This window comes from Staphylococcus sp. HMSC13A10, assembly GCF_001808005.1.
Taxonomy (GTDB): Bacteria; Bacillota; Bacilli; order Staphylococcales; family Staphylococcaceae; genus Staphylococcus; species Staphylococcus pasteuri.
Map to the genome: position 1 here is coordinate 27,024 of NZ_KV791875.1, position 16,001 is coordinate 43,024.

Annotated in this window: 9 protein-coding genes; 4 read left to right on the forward strand and 5 right to left on the reverse strand. The window is 31.0% G+C overall.

Features of this window, described 5'->3' with window-relative positions:
- Positions 1-279 precede the first annotated feature (279 nt).
- The 3 genes from HMPREF3125_RS08960 to HMPREF3125_RS08970 all read right to left on the reverse strand — a co-directional run bounded on the left by HMPREF3125_RS08960 (position 280) and on the right by HMPREF3125_RS08970 (position 3,923).
- Entirely contained in the window at positions 280-1,803 is a 1,524-nt protein-coding gene (locus HMPREF3125_RS08960; protein WP_070453317.1) for a M4 family metallopeptidase, read from the reverse strand.
- A 160-nt stretch (positions 1,804-1,963) separates the two neighbouring features.
- A complete protein-coding gene (locus HMPREF3125_RS08965; RefSeq protein ID WP_070453320.1) occupies positions 1,964-2,527 on the reverse strand; it encodes an immunodominant staphylococcal antigen IsaB family protein in 564 nt (187 codons plus the stop codon).
- Positions 2,528-2,687: 160 nt separating this feature from the next.
- A complete protein-coding gene (locus HMPREF3125_RS08970; protein ID WP_070453323.1) occupies positions 2,688-3,923 on the reverse strand; it encodes an ArgE/DapE family deacylase in 1,236 nt (411 codons plus the stop codon).
- Positions 3,924-4,054: 131 nt separating this feature from the next.
- Between HMPREF3125_RS08970 and HMPREF3125_RS08975 the strand changes: the two genes are divergently transcribed.
- Positions 4,055-4,585, forward strand: a complete 531-nt coding sequence (locus tag HMPREF3125_RS08975; protein WP_244971514.1) for a hypothetical protein — start codon at positions 4,055-4,057, stop codon at positions 4,583-4,585.
- A gap of 285 nt (positions 4,586-4,870) precedes the next feature.
- Here the strand turns inward: HMPREF3125_RS08975 and HMPREF3125_RS08980 are convergent, their stop codons facing one another.
- Entirely contained in the window at positions 4,871-7,732 is a 2,862-nt protein-coding gene (locus HMPREF3125_RS08980) for a YhgE/Pip domain-containing protein (RefSeq protein ID WP_070453327.1), read from the reverse strand.
- Between the two features lie 252 nt (positions 7,733-7,984).
- Here HMPREF3125_RS08980 and HMPREF3125_RS08985 point away from each other — a divergent pair, with 252 nt between their 5' ends.
- Entirely contained in the window at positions 7,985-10,042 is a 2,058-nt protein-coding gene (locus HMPREF3125_RS08985; RefSeq protein WP_070453330.1) for an amidase domain-containing protein, read from the forward strand.
- A gap of 64 nt (positions 10,043-10,106) precedes the next feature.
- Here HMPREF3125_RS08985 and HMPREF3125_RS08990 read toward each other — a convergent pair whose 3' ends face one another.
- Positions 10,107-12,125, reverse strand: coding sequence for a synaptonemal complex protein 1 (locus tag HMPREF3125_RS08990; protein ID WP_070453333.1), 2,019 nt, complete (start codon positions 12,123-12,125; stop codon positions 10,107-10,109).
- A 230-nt stretch (positions 12,126-12,355) separates the two neighbouring features.
- Here HMPREF3125_RS08990 and HMPREF3125_RS08995 point away from each other — a divergent pair, with 230 nt between their 5' ends.
- Positions 12,356-12,784 carry an organic hydroperoxide resistance protein gene (locus HMPREF3125_RS08995; protein ID WP_017637249.1) on the forward strand — a complete coding sequence of 143 codons (429 nt, stop codon included), beginning with the start codon at positions 12,356-12,358 and terminating at the stop codon, positions 12,782-12,784.
- A 479-nt stretch (positions 12,785-13,263) separates the two neighbouring features.
- A complete protein-coding gene (locus HMPREF3125_RS09000) occupies positions 13,264-15,978 on the forward strand; it encodes an MMPL family transporter (protein ID WP_070453336.1) in 2,715 nt (904 codons plus the stop codon).
- Positions 15,979-16,001: the final 23 nt, after the last annotated feature.

The following is a 16,001-nucleotide window of genomic DNA, read 5'->3' on the forward strand; positions in this document are numbered from 1 at the left end:
CGTTTTCTATGTATATATGTTTTTGTAATATAAAACTATTTCATGATGTTTCTCATGAAACATTTTAAAAGAAAAAGACTAAGCAACAATCATATTATTATCTTTCAAAAATAATTTTCTACATTTCAAGCAAGTTAATCTATTTATTTATATCTTCTTGTTTTTACTTTGAAATTAAGACTACTCGATGTCTACCGTAAGACAAACCTAAGTGTGACGTATATTAAAAAAGCCTTTCATTGTCTCATTCACAATGAAAAGCTTTTAACTATATAAATATTATTCAACGCCGACATCTTCCCATGATTGATTTACTTTGTCTGCAGTGGATTTATCATATAAATCAAGTGCTGCTTGATGTAATGATTTCTTTGCATCTTCAAAATCAGAATTTGAAGAAAGATATTGTGTTAATGTTCGATAATAAATTTGTTCTGCTTTATCTTTACCAATACGTTTGATAGTTAAGTACGCAGCTTTGTTAGGTATACCAGAATTGGTATGTACTCCGCCATTATCTTCTTGAGTTTTTGAATAATGTTTCATATTAGATGGTTGATCATATTGTTCAGGTTTAGACATACTTCTAAGTGCATCGCCTTTAACATTAGGTGTGTATATATCTTCACCTATTAAAAAGTTATCACTATCAATAAAGTATGCAAAGGTATCAGAAATACTTTCATTTAAGGCTCCCGGTTGATTTTCATATACTAAATCCGCTGTTTCTTGGGTGATTCCATGTGTAATTTCATGTGCTACAACATCTTTAGCACCAGAGAATGGTAAATAATTTTCATTATCGCCATCACCATAAATCATTTTGTCTCCAATCCATGCAGCATTATTTCGATTGTCTTCATTCTCAAATTGGTTAACATGTGTCAGTGAATCGATAGTACTTCCTTTATCATCATAAGATTCTCGCCCAAATTTATTTTTATAATACTCGTAAACGTCTTTAGCATAGTCATTAGCGTCTACGCCAGCTCGTTGGGACTGACTTACAAAGTTTTTATCTTTATCAGTCATTAGTTTCGAATCACCTGATTTATCATTATAGTCATAAGCTGAAATTTCACCTTGATGTGTCACATCTTGCAGTGCATATCCTTTTTTCTGACTATTGATATTAATTTTTTTGTTTTTATTTAGTACACTTTTGCCTGTACCTTTAGTAGCAGCATGTTGCATATTATTTAATTTATCAACGACCTCACCTGTTTGGGCATCTACTTGTATAGTCCAGTGAGATATTTTAGGGTATGTTGTTACGATTTCAATATTATAAACATATTTATTATGTTGACCACTAATTTGGATATTATTCTCTTTAACAACATTATCTTTAAAGTTTTTAGCTTTATTTGATGACATAGAAATAGATTCGAATGCTTTATTCAGAGCTTCGTTTTTATTAATTTCAATACTATTACTTGGCTTAATTTCACCACCACTCGTATTTCCATTTATAAGAACTACTTTCCCTTTTTGATCTGTATGTATTTTAACTTCTCTATCAGGCACATATGTATTTTTAAACTTTGGCTGTAAAGTGTAATGTGTATAACCTAATTGGTCAGTTTTCACCTCAACAGTTTTGTAATGTTTATATTGTTTTTTCGCATTTTTATCATTAGGTAATACTTTTAATGCTTGGAATGCTTTATGTTTTTCTGTAATTTCTATTTTACTTTTAGTTGATGACTGTTCGATCTTAGCATCGGCATTTCCACTATAAATAGAACTGCTTAATGTTAATAATGAGATGCCTGAAATAGCAATTTTTGAAATTTTATTCATAGAACTCCTCCATTTATTCACAAAATTTATAATCTCCCCCAATAATATTTATATTTTTCAAAAAAGTAAATGCAAATTTCATAAAATACTTTGAATATTCTTTATAAAACACAATAAAAAAGACGTCATTTAATATATGACGTCTGTAAAAAATCTTATTTTATTTAATTTTTTTGATAGCTTTATCTTCTTTTACAGCTACTTTAGTTTTTTCATAACCAATTACTATACGGTCAATTTTACCTTTAGAAGAGTCAAACCATACTGTTTCACCTTTTTTATTAGGTTGGTAATAATAGATACCAGTATTATTATTTTTACCATTATTTACTTTTTTCAAATCTTTACCATATGATTTTTGTAAATCAGTTAGCTTCAATTGTTTTTTCAATGGAATATCAACTAGTGAAGCCTTTTTAGTTTTTTTATCATATTGGCGGAATAATTGATCTGATTTAACAATATTTTTTGTTGAATTTGTTGATGCAATTTTTATACCATTAAATGTTACATTTTGAGCTTTGATAGCATTTTTGAAGTTTTTATCTAATACGAATTTTGCATCGTAGCCTGCGTCACCTTTATAAGTATAATATGCATTATGTTGTTGTGTAGTTGCTGCATGAGCAGTAGTATTTATAACTGGCGTCGCACTCGCTGATGCACTTAATAATGTTCCAAAAGCTAATGTAGACGCAATAATTGTTTTAGTCTTTTTATTCATGAGAGTACCTCACTTTCTTTATCTGTTACTATGTCTCTCAATGAGACTTCTAAATTATACGCTATCGGTCAAAGACATACAATTAAAAGCAGTTGTTATTACATATTTGTAATATTCAAATTGTTGATGAACATAAAACACTTGTAAACATAATTAATTTTTAACATTCTTCTAAATATGTAGTTAGCAGTTGGATATAATAGTCTATGAATTTTAAATAATCCGCTTTATTTACACACTCGTCGATTTGATGAGGTCCTTTTCCTGGTCCAATCATTAAAAATGGAAAAGCATCTGTTTTACCTTTTAATAAATTAGATGCGTCTGTAACTGCAACAGTTGGTGTAATCACTAATTCTGATTGATTGAAGTAATTTGTCGCTAACTGATGTCCTAATTTAAACAAACGATTGTCTCCAGTAGTCACTACAGGATCCAAATCTAAATATATGTCGTGCGTTAATTTTGCTCCTTTATCATTTGCCATGTTGATATATTTTTCAAATAAAGCTTTAACTTTTTCATTATTGTATTCAGGAATCGTTCTAATATTAAATTCAGCAGTTGCATAATCTGGAACTGAATTTACTTGAGTGCCACCTTTAATGATGCTATTTGTCATAACAAGACCTTGTATTCTAGTTTGCACTTCTTCTTTACTAACATAACTAGGTAACTGACTAGCCATTTGGTCGACCATATTACCATAGTTTAATGCTGTACCTTTTATATTTTGAGTGATTTCTTCATATTCTTTATTAATATTTTGAATAAATTCGATCAGTGGTGTGATCGCATTTTCTCCCATAAACGGTGTTGAACTATGGCTCGAACGACCTTTAGATGTAATTCTAATATCCATAGAACCCTTATGTGCATATACAATACTTGGATATGATGGCTCAGCTATCACTAGTGCATCTACGTCATCCATATAACCTTTACGATATAATTGCTCTGATCCGGCTTGTTCCATTTCTTCTCCAGCAGTTGCTAATAATTTAATTGTTCCTTTAGGTAATTGGCCACTTTCTTTAATTTCTATCATTGCTATCACTAATGCCGCTAGTCCTGATTTCATATCGGCAGCACCTCTACCGTATAAATAGCCATCTCGTTCTGTTAACTCAAATGGAGGCGATGTCCATTCCTCATGATTTCCTTCATGTACAACATCCATGTGACCTGAAACTGCAATTACTGGCTTTCCTGAGCCAATTGTTGCAATAAGATTTGCACGTTTATCTGATACTCTGTCTATTTCAGATTCAATATTATATTTGTTAAGACATTGCTGTAAATACAACGCTACCTCTAATTCATTATCATTAACTGTAGGAATAGATACAATATCTGATAAAATTTTTACCTTTTCTTCGTTAGTTAATACGGCCATAAATTTCACTTTCTTTCCTATCATATTTGAAGTCAATTAACATTCTTCATTAAAAATATAATTAAATGATATGTTCTTATTCAGAAAATTGATTATAATATAATTAATTATCATCGAAGTTAATGGAGGATATGCTTTTGAAAAAAATATTAGCAAGTATTGTCGTTTTAGCACTTGTAATAGCATTAGGATTTTCTGTTTTCGCAGCTTTAACTCATCAAAATAAATCATCACATCACAAAACAAATCATCAAACTGAAGACAAAGATAAAAAGAAAGACTCTAAAGATAAAAAACAAACAACTACTAAACAGCAGGAGCCTGTTCAAACTGAGCCTTCATCGTCTCAACAACCAAGTAATACACGCTCTAATAGTTCAGCTAGTCAACAAACGATTCAAAAATCAAATAAAAATAATAATCAAACGTCTCAAAATCAATCAACACAAGCCAAACAATCAACACAACCTGCACAATCTTCACAACGTAGTAGTAATCAACCAACTCGTTCACAACAACCATCAGCATCTAAGAAACAAAATCAATCTAATACGAGTACAGAAACTCCTAAAGCTAACAATGGACAAACTACTAACCAAAATGCGAATCACTCATCGCAGAATAACAGTAGTAATTCAAATAAACAGAACAAATCAGAATAAAATAAGAAATAGGGTTAGGTCATTCTCACACAGGCTCAATGAGCTGAATGTCTAATCCTTTTTTGTTTTGATTTTAATTAAATCTCACTTCAATCTTTCCACTTAGCGCTAACTATTTCATCAAAATCATCACTTATTATCTTCATATCAATGAATTATATTAATATATTATAATATTATTTAAAAATGATTTTGTGTGCAAGTAACTTCTCTTAAGAAAATCACAAAAAAATTCTAGCACCAAGACATTAATTAACTGTCTTAAGTGCTAGAATCTAATTGTTATTATTCGGTTACATTACTTTCATCAACTTTAGCTGAGACTTTTCTCATTAGAGGATCAGTAATCGGTTTAAGTACTACACCTATAATTATAAACGCTAATCCAAATGCTGCTAAAATAATCACTTTTGTAATTAAAATTTCAGGCACAATACCTCCTACTGTTTCACGTAAAGCGTCAATAGCGTAAGTAAATGGCAAGTACGGTGATATCGTTTGGAAGAATTTAGGCGTTGTTTGAATTGGGAACGTTCCGCCACCGCCTGCAATTTGTAATACTAAGAAAATAATGGCAATTGCTTTACCTGGATTTCCTAATAACGATACACATGTATAGATAATTGAGTTAAATACTAACGAGCAGAACACTGCTATCGTTACGAATAATAATGGTGATTCAACAGCTGCTTTTAATATTACCAAATCTCCTATAGATACAATTAATGATTGAACAATACCTAATAAGAAGAAAAAGCCTGCTTTGCCCATGAAAATTTCGCGTGGTGTGAGTATCGGTTTCAATGATTCATGTTTATTGTCTACTGATAATAAACTCACCATCAATAACCCACCTACCCATATAGATAATGCAGTGTAGAATGGCGTCATTCCTGATCCATAATCTTTAACTGGGAAGACATCTGTTGTCTTTTTATTAATTGGATGAGCAATGACATCAGCTTGTTTTTTCAAATCATTTTTTAGAGTATCGATTAAATTATCAACAGCGTCATCTTTATCCAATTGCTTGAAAATTTTATTTGCTTTTTTCAAGTCTTTTTCAACGCCTGGTAATTTATTTTCAGAGAAGTCAGCTAAGTTAGACAATGCTTCTTTAGCTCTAGGTTGATTTTTATCTAGTAGATTAACTGCATTATCATACCTACTGAACAATGATGGTAAATTATCATTTACTGATTGTGTTGCATTAGCTAAGCGTTGTTCTAATCCAGGCAAGTCATTTCTCACAAAGTCTGCAGCCTTACCAACATCTTTTTTCACAGTTGGGAAATACGCTTGCGCTGTTTTCATGGCATTAATATATGCTTGTTCAATGCTAGGCAATACTGTTTGAATACGCTCAATTCGTTTTTGGCCGCTATCTAAAATACTTTGACCTGAATTGATCACTTGGTTAATTGAATTTAATTTAGATTGTACATTTGATAATGTTTGTTGTCCTTCAGATAATTGTGAAGTAATGTCATTTGAGATGTTTAATAAGTTTTGATTTAATTCTTTCTTAATATACGTACGGAATTGACTTAATGCACTATTTGTATCTTTGATATTTTTTAATACATTAACCGCTTCTGCTTTACCAGAACTTCCATTTGATAATGCATCGATTAATTGATTTGTAGTTCTTAATTGTTTGTTCAATTGATTGTTTGCAGATTTAATTTGTTTAATTTCTTTAGACAAATCAACATCTTCATTTTTCTCAAGTTCTGATAAGATATCGATAAATTGTTGATTATATTTTGTAGCATTTTCTAATCTTGATTTAATATTATCTAATGGTTCTTTAAACTCAGATGGCTTATCTGATGACAAAATACCATAAGATACATTTTTCAGCGCATCCATATCTTTTTGTGATGCGTTTGCTTGTACATCACTCATATTGGATAGTGATAATAACGATTCAGTCAATGCAGTATTCATTGATTTCACATCATTTGAAGTAACAAACTCATTAGAATTACTATTTTCATTATTACCAGATGTACTCAATGATTTCGTTTTAATATTTGAATTATAACTATGTCCTTCATCATGCTGTTTACCATGTGCACTCTGTTGACTTGTATTAGTTTGTTGTCGTAAGTCTTGGTTCACATTATTATTAGCATTTTGTGCTCGTCCAGCTGCGTCTTGGTAATCACCAACTCTATTTTGAACTTGAGTTAAAAATCCTTTAGCATCAGTCAATTGATCGTTTGCTTCATCAATACCTTGTCCTGCAATAGATACCCCTTTATTTATTTTAGGGAATTGTGCTGGTACATCATTCGCTGCAACATTCAAGACGCGTTCAATGTTAGGCATATAATTATTTAAAGCTAAAATTAATTTTGCCCTTTCGTTTAATGCAGGAATTGATGCATTGACTTGATTGAGTTTTTCTTGTGCATCTAAAATATCACCTTTATAATTACCAAGATTTCTAAATTGATTCGCATATTGATCAAGGTCATCCTGATGGTCATTTAAGTAGATAATTTTATCTTTAAATTTATTTATTTCTGGTAATGATTTATTAGCTGCGTACACTGCATTTTTAATTTTATTAATTGTAGGTACTTCGTCTTCAATTTTCAATCCTACTTTATTTGCTTCTGCAAGTAACGCTTTGGTCACAGTTTGGTTAAATTGTTCATTGGCTTTTTCTACTACCATCGAAGAACCTGTATCTGTTAGTTTTGCAGCTACAGCATTAATTTTTTGATTAACTTTGAAATCAACATCCGCCTTTTCAGGATGCTTTCTTAAAGTACCTGTAATTTGGTGTGTAAACTTACTTGGTATGTATATGCCTGCATAGTATTTCCCCATTTTTATTTCATGATCAGCTTTTTCTCGACTTACAAATTGCCAATCAAAGCTATCATTTTTCTTAAGTGTTTGTACCATTTTGTTACCGACGTTAATTTCTTTTCCTCTTACTTTGTCACCTTTATCTTCATTAACAATTGCCACTTTAATATGTCCAGTATTACCATACGGATCCCACATTGCCCACAAGTTAAACCAAGCATAAAATGAAGGTAATATAGCTAAACCTGCTAAAATCACCCAAACTGCCGGTGTCTTAGCAATTTTCTTTAAATCCGTTTTAAACAGTTTCAGTGCGTTTTTCATTGTCACACTCCTAAAAACAATTTATTAACTTTTCTACCTATTTTGTCACAGTCTTTATACTCATTTTATCAAATGTTATTTTACATTTTTCTAAAAACAATTTATTTTTCTTATAAAGGTTAGTATAATACATTTTGTTAGGTTATTATAATTCGTTGATATGTATCAACTATAAATGCCATAAATTAAATTATATCAAATTCAAGGTATATAGCACAATAATATTTAAATTTTCAAGGGAGCTTAATATAGATGTCTAAAGACAAATTCTTAATTTATTTACTTTCAACTACTTTAATCGTGCCATCTCTAACAACAGCACCCATAGCCCATGCTGAAGATGATCAAACACCTACACATTCGTCATCTTCACAACGCACTCAATCTCAAAGTAATGCTGATAAAAAGAGTGGTCAAGTTACTTCATCAACAAATGATAATAATGACGAAGAAGATAAAGACAAAGATCATGATACCTCTCAAAGTGATAAAGAAGCTAAAAATAAATCTTCACGTCATGATTCTAAAAATAATCAATCAAAAGAAGAGAATCATTCATCACATCATTCTACACAAACATCTGTCACTGATGATAATTATAAAAAATCCCATCAGCCAACTAATGTTATCAATCAATTTTATGATGGATTATCTTTTTCACAATCTGATTTCAATCGTTTGTGGTCACCAGATAAATATGACAATAGTTTTAGTTTAACGACATTAATTCAAAATCTATTTCATTTTGACACTGATATTTCAGACTATGAACAACCAACTCGCGATGAAGAGAAAGATAATCAAAATTCCGATGATCAAGATACTAACGATGATGTAACGAGTGACGAAAGTAAAAGCAATTTAGATAACGCATCATCTAATAACAATTTAGAACAAGATGACAATAATCAAAACGATCAAACTACATCAAATGATGATCAAACAGATCATGATAACAATGATTCTGATAATGCAACACAAGAAACAAATGATGATGCATCTCAAAGCTCAAACACAAGCCATTCAAGTCAATCAAATACTAAGAATGACGATAATACTGATTCATCAAATCAAAGTATCTCAGATTCTGCGATTGATTCTATTTTAGATGAATATAGTGAAGATGCAACGAAGACACAAAACCAATATCAATCTTCTAAAAAGAAAGAAACTCGCGATGAGAATCATTCAGAAGAACAACAAAAAGACGATACACAACAAGATATCAAGAATCCTCAATTACCAACACCTGACGAATTAAAACACAAGACGAAACCAGCACAATCATTTGAAAGTGATTTTAAAAAGTCTAATACACGTTCAACTGGTCTATTCCAACAATTACCAACATTACAAGATGGTCATTTAACAGATGGGGATATCAATGTTGTAGATAGTAAAAACACAAGAGACTTTATAAAATCTATCGCCAAAGACGCACATCAAATAGGCCAAAAAGAAGATATTTATGCTTCGGTTATGATGGCACAAGCAATCCTAGAATCTGACTCAGGTAACAGTGCGCTTGCCCAAAAACCTAACTTCAATTTATTTGGAATTAAAGGCGATTATCATGGTCAATCTGTTTCATTTAACACATTAGAAGCTGATAGCTCAAATAGTATGTATAATATAACAGCTGGATTCCGTAAATACCCTAATACCAAAGCTTCATTAGAAGATTATGCTAATTTAATTAAAGGTGGTATCGATGGTAATCCAACAATTTATCAACCGACATGGAAAAGTAAGGCATCTACATATCAGTCAGCAACATCACACTTATCACGCACGTATGCCACTGATCCAAACTATGCTAAAAAATTAAATAGTATTATTAAACATTATCATTTAACTGACTTTGATAAGAAAAAAATGCCAAGTTTAGATAAATATAATCATTCTATTAAGAATGACGATCAGTCACAATCAAGTTTCAAACCATTCGAAGAAAGTCAAGGTAGTGCTGGCTATCCGCAAGGTCAATGTACTTGGTATGTAGACCAACGTATGAAACAATTTAATGAATATATCCATAATAATATGGGAGATGCTCATAATTGGAATAACCGTGCAGAAAAAGAAGGCTACCATGTATCATCTACACCTAAAAAGCACACTGCTGTTGTTTTTGAAGCTGGTCAATTAGGTGCAGACACACAATATGGCCATGTAGCTTTTGTAGAAAAGGTTAATTCAGATGGTTCAATTATTATCTCAGAATCTAATGTTAAAGGATTAGGTGTCATTTCATATAGAACAATTGATGCGAGTGACGCTTCACAACTTGATTATATTACTGGTAAATAATTTCAAACTATAAAAAAATGGACGAGACAATATTAAATTTGCCTCGTCCATTTTTATTTTGATGTTACTGTTGATGATGTTTTCGTTTATGTCTGCTTATCCAAATAAGACTTGCCCCGAATAATGCAACAACAATTGAAATTGGCATCCAGTGTTGTTTGATTGTTTGTCCTGCTTCTGGTAATGATAGATTACCGTCATCATTAAATAACCCTTCTAACAGACCATCTCCAGAACCTAGTGTCAATCCCTTTTCTGGTGTAGGTGTTGGTATATCTTCAATTCCATCCAATAAACTACGTCCTGAATTTAATTGATCCAATAAGCTTGAATTATTATTATTCGAATGTTGATTGATTCTATCAAAGATACTCGGTCTATCTTTAATAGGAGATATAATGTAATCTAAATCTTTCTTAGCACTATCAACTTTATGTTGTAATTGTAGTAAGTCATTTGCTTTACCGTTAATTGCAGATTTAATTAAGTCTAACGTACTCGCTTTATCGATTTGAATACGATTAATGATGTCTGCCAACACTTTGGCTTTTCCTTGTTCAATACGAGTGGCTAATATCGTTTCAATGGCTTGTCTTTTATCTTTAGCATTATTTAATACGTCATTTAAGATATCATCTGCAGTGACGTTCCCTTGTTTATCAATTTGCTGTTTTAACTGATCTATAATTTGTTGATTATTTAAATTTCCATTTGCTAGTTGATTGGCGATACGTTCTGCTTCTTTGTCACCTAATCGGGTAGAAAGTAATTGTTTAATCAATTGTTGCTTATCTTTAGACTGGTCTAGCATTGATTTTAAAATGTTATCTGATGAAGTATGGGATAAGTTATCAAATTGTTTTGCAATTTGATTAGCGATTTGTTCATCTGATCGACCTTTGGTTTGTATTTTTTTCAGTGTTTGATTCGCTTCATTTTGGCTCATAACGTTATTTAATATCGCTTTAACTGATTTATTTTTGTCTTTAGAGTTATTGAGCTCATCAAGTATTAAATCACGTTGTTGATTTGTACGATTTTGAGTTTGACGAATATCTCGTTTCAATTCCTTTTTACTTTGAGTAGATAATTCACTTTGTTGATTAACATTATTTTCTAATTGCTTTAAGGCATCTTGTTTATTATTCAAATATTGACCATTATTTGCATGACTTTCAGCTAATTTTTTAGAAATATCATGATCAATTTTGTCGCTGCCTTCTAACTTTTTAGTAACATCATTCACTTTATCTTTAGCTTTATTATTAGTACTCTCTGAATTTGTATCTTTGATTAATTGTTGAACTTGAGATGATGTTTGATTTTCTTTATCTTCAACATTATTTTGCTTTTGCAAATTACTCTTCGTTTGTTCTTTATGATTGGATTGTACTTTCTTAGAATTGTTTGATGGTTCAACTTTTTCCAGTTGATCATTGTTGTTATCTTCTTCGCCATTTATTGTTGCATCTTGTTTGATTTTATCCAAATCATCGATGATATTGCCCTTTTTATCATCTGAATTCGTTTTATCAAGTTGTTGATTTTGTTCCTCGGTTACATCTTTATCATTATCGGAATAGGAATCTCCTTCACTTAGTTGACTATTATCAACTTTCGAGGATGAAATGTCTAAATCCTTTAACATTTTGTCTAAATTCTCTGTCACATCTTTATTATCATCAGTATTACTGGAATGATTTACTTGTGAATTTGATTTTTCATTCTCAGTACTCTTAGCAGTCTGTTTCTTTATTGTTTTTATTTTTGTATCTTCTTGCTTAGCATTTTTAATAATTTTGTCCAAATTAGTATTATCAGTCACGTCATCCAATTGTTCTAGATAATCTTGCTGTTTTTCTTCATTCAAATGGCTGAGTTGTTTAATGTCATGTTTAGCTTTTTTGATTTGACCTTGCAAACTTTCTTCTTTCGATTCAAGTGTGCTATAAGATGATGAATCCTTTGCTTGGACTTTCATATTATTTGTAAAACCATATCCAATCATTGAGCCACTGATTAAAAGCGCTGAACAAGATAGTTTCAAACATATGCTGACTTTATTTGTTTGTTTATCTTTCATGTTTTCAATCTCCTTTAGCCGATTAGTAATTTTAAATTTGTTTTTATTATATAACAAACTCCTATAAAATTACACTTTACATTTTAAATAGAAGGTATTTGATATCCTTATAAATTTTATCAAACAAATACGTTGTATTTCTATGTATATAGCTTTATAATTCAACCAAGCTAAATTAATTGGTTTTTGTATATAATTTAACTTAATTAAATTTAAAAGGAGTTTTTCAGATGGCAGAGTCAATTTATTCTACTACTATTATTAGTAATGGTGGTCGAGATGGTCGTGTATTTAGCCCGGACAATACTTTCGTACAAAATTTAGCGACGCCTAAAGAAATGGGTGGTCAAGGCGGTAACGACACTAACCCTGAACAATTATTCGCTGCAGGATATAGTGCTTGTTTTAACAGTGCTTTGTCTTTAATTCTATCTCGTAACAAAGTCAACGATGCAAATCCTGAAGTAGAAATAACGATTGAATTAGTTAAAGATTCTACGGATAACGGTTTTAAATTAGCTGCAGACATTCAAGTTACTTTAGAGAATGTATCTCAAGAAGAAGCAGAACAATATGTTGAACAAGCTCATCAATTCTGCCCATATTCTAAAGCAACACGTGGAAATATTGATGTTTCGTTAAAAGCAATTGCTCAATAATAGTAGATAATTTTTAATTACCCCTATGATTTCATTAATATATATTAAATATCTTGAAAGTGGTGGAGAATGAATGATTCTCCCCACTTTTTTTAATATTTTATGATCTTATTCAAAATATAATGGTAAACAAGTACATCCCTATCCCAATTTTCAACAGTTATATTCAAAAACATCCTATTTCACTAATTATTTATATAAATTAAGGGAATAAGGTACAACAAGCTCTATAATTAATTCCCTATTCAATGAGAACAACAACGTTACAGCTAACATTATCAATTAATTTTCCAACAATTTTTGCAATCTGTTTCATTTTTCAACGCCTTAAAAAAATTAATGGTGTTTCATATAGTTGAATCTTGTTAAATTGATAAATGTAACTTTTACACACCATAGATTTCACTCAATTAAATTGAGCTTAACTTCATATGTACGACATAAGTTTACTAATAAAAAAACAAATAGGAGGAAATGTCTTGGCAAAACTTTTATACAAATTAGGCAAATTTATCGCTGAGCACAAATGGTTAAGCATTATTTCATGGCTTATCATTCTTGGCGTAATTATCACACCACTATTGATAAGCTCCCCAAAATTCGATAGTGATATCACTATGAATGGACTTAAATCATTAGACACAAATGACAAAATGTCTAAAGAATTCCATCAAGATAGTGAGAAGGCATCGATGAAAATTGTGATTCATTCTGATAAAAAGAATGGCATCACTGATAAAAATACTAAAAAAGACATAGAAAAAGCTTTAGATAATATTAAACAAGACGATGATTACGTACAAAATGTAAGTAATCCATATGAAACAAATCAAGTAAATGATGATAAAGATACTGCTATTGCAACAGTAAACTATGTTGTAAATCAAACATCATTACAAGATTCTTCTAAAAAAATTATCAATCGAGAAATGAAAGATGTTAAAGATGACCACAATGTTCAAATAGAACAAACAACTGGAAGCTCAATGAATTCTGAAATTGGTGGTAATTCAGAACTTGTTGGTATCATCACAGCATTTATTATTTTATTAATTACATTTGGCTCATTAATCGCTGCAGGTATGCCGATTGTAAGTGCCTTAATCGGTTTAGCTTCAAGTGTGGGAATCATTTCATTACTAACTAATGTATTTGACATTCCAAACTTCACATTGACGCTAGCAGTAATGATTGGTTTGGCAGTTGGTATCGACTACTCCTTATTTATTTTATTTAGATATAAAGAAATTAGGAAAAAAGGTACACCTCCTGTTGAATCCATCGCTTTAGCAGTTGGAACAGCCGGAAGCGCCGTTATCTTTGCCGGATTAACAGTAATGATTGCTGTCTGTGGATTATCATTAGTAGGTATTGACTTCTTAGCAGTTATGGGATTCTCTTCTGCACTTAGTGTTTTATTTGCTGTATTAGCAGCCTTAACACTATTACCTGCATTAATTAGTGTATTCCATAAACAAATTAAGATTAAAAACAAACCAGAAAATAATAAAGACCCTAAAGATCATAAATGGGCAAATTTCGTAGTTGGTAAACCTATAATTGCAATTATTATTAGTTTAATCATTTTAATTATCGCTATCATACCTGTATCCGGAATGAGATTAGGTATCCCAGATGATAGTCTTAAAGCTAATGATTCATCAGCACATAAAGCTTACAACTTAATCACAGATAACTTTGGTGCAGGCTATAATGGACAAATTGCAATGCTTGTTAACACTAAAGATGGCGGTAGCAAAAAATCTATCGAATCTGATTTAAACAGCATGAGAAAAGATATTAAAGACATGGATAATGTAGATACTGTGGAAAAACCACAATTAAATGATAATAATCATTATGCACTTATCCAAGTTATTCCAGAAGATGGTCCTAACGCTAAATCTACAAACGATTTAGTTTATGATTTACGTGATTACAATAAAGATGCTAAAGAAAAATACGATTTCAATTCTGAAATAACAGGTCAAAGTGTTATTAACATTGATATGTCAGAAAAACTTAACAACGCTATTCCAGTATTTGCAGGCGTTATCGTATTATTAGCCTTTGTATTATTAGTATTTGTCTTCCGTTCAATCCTTGTACCATTAAAAGCAGTACTTGGTTTCGTACTTTCATTAATGGCTACATTAGGTTTCACAACTTTAGTAATGCAAGATGGTTTCTTAGGTGGCTTATTCGGTGTCGAAAACACTGGACCAATATTAGCCTTCTTACCTGTTATAACAATAGGCTTACTCTTCGGTTTAGCTATCGACTATGAATTATTCTTAATGACACGTGTTCATGAAGAATATAGTAAGACTGGCGATAACGACCACTCTATTAGAGTAGGTATTAAAGAAAGTGGCCCAGTTATTGTTGCTGCAGCATTGATTATGTTCAGTGTGTTTATTGCTTTCGTTTTCCAAGATGATATGGCAATTAAATCAATGGGTATTTCTCTAGCATTCGGTGTTTTATTTGATGCATTTGTAGTACGAATGACATTAATTCCAGCATTAACAAAATTATTCGGTAAAGCTTCATGGTACATGCCTAAATGGTTGCGTAACATCCTCCCTGAATTAGATATCGAAGGTAAAGCATTAGAACAAGATTCAAATAGAGCTAATTCTCAAGCACATTATAATGAAGATGATTATAATGCTTATGCCGATGACCGTCGTCAAAGAGAAGATAGAAATAGTGTAAGCAACCAATATCGTTTAGATGAGCAACGTCGTTTCCATAATGAAAATGGACAACATTATAACGACAACCGTGATCATTCAACATATACTAGTGAATCACACTTATCTCGACTTTCTTCAAACGAACCTAATGATGATGTAGATTATGAATCTTTATATAACAAAGAAGGAAATGGACAATATGTTGGTAATCGCAGAAATGATGATTACAGACACTACGATAGTCCAAATAATTATGATAACCATAACACTTCGTACGCACGTCGTTCTCAATCAAATCAACAAAGCAATGAAGTACGTACGACTGAATTATTTAAAGATTTATCAAGTAAATCAAATGGTCAAGATGTGTTATTCCATGCTCTAATGTTATATGCAAGAGAAAATGATCACGATGTTTATAATCAATATAATCATCACTCTGATCAACAATCTCATGACGACACTCACCGTAATAACGATAGAGATAGATATTAATTTTTAATAGGAGGAAATGCTGA

What these genes read in the sequence shown, in the direction of transcription:
- HMPREF3125_RS08970 (WP_070453323.1), bottom strand. Translation starts at nt 3,923, where the DNA reads ATGGCCGTATTAACTAACGAAGAAAAGGTAAAAATTTTATCAGATATT.
- HMPREF3125_RS08985 (WP_070453330.1), top strand. Translation starts at nt 7,985, where the DNA reads ATGTCTAAAGACAAATTCTTAATTTATTTACTTTCAACTACTTTAATC.
- HMPREF3125_RS08995 (WP_017637249.1), top strand. Translation starts at nt 12,356, where the DNA reads ATGGCAGAGTCAATTTATTCTACTACTATTATTAGTAATGGTGGTCGA.
- HMPREF3125_RS08980 (WP_070453327.1), bottom strand. Translation starts at nt 7,732, where the DNA reads ATGAAAAACGCACTGAAACTGTTTAAAACGGATTTAAAGAAAATTGCT.
- HMPREF3125_RS08975 (WP_244971514.1), top strand. Translation starts at nt 4,055, where the DNA reads ATGCTTTTGAAAAAAATATTAGCAAGTATTGTCGTTTTAGCACTTGTA.
- HMPREF3125_RS08990 (WP_070453333.1), bottom strand. Translation starts at nt 12,125, where the DNA reads ATGAAAGATAAACAAACAAATAAAGTCAGCATATGTTTGAAACTATCT.
- HMPREF3125_RS08960 (WP_070453317.1), bottom strand. Translation starts at nt 1,803, where the DNA reads ATGAATAAAATTTCAAAAATTGCTATTTCAGGCATCTCATTATTAACA.
- HMPREF3125_RS08965 (WP_070453320.1), bottom strand. Translation starts at nt 2,527, where the DNA reads ATGAATAAAAAGACTAAAACAATTATTGCGTCTACATTAGCTTTTGGA.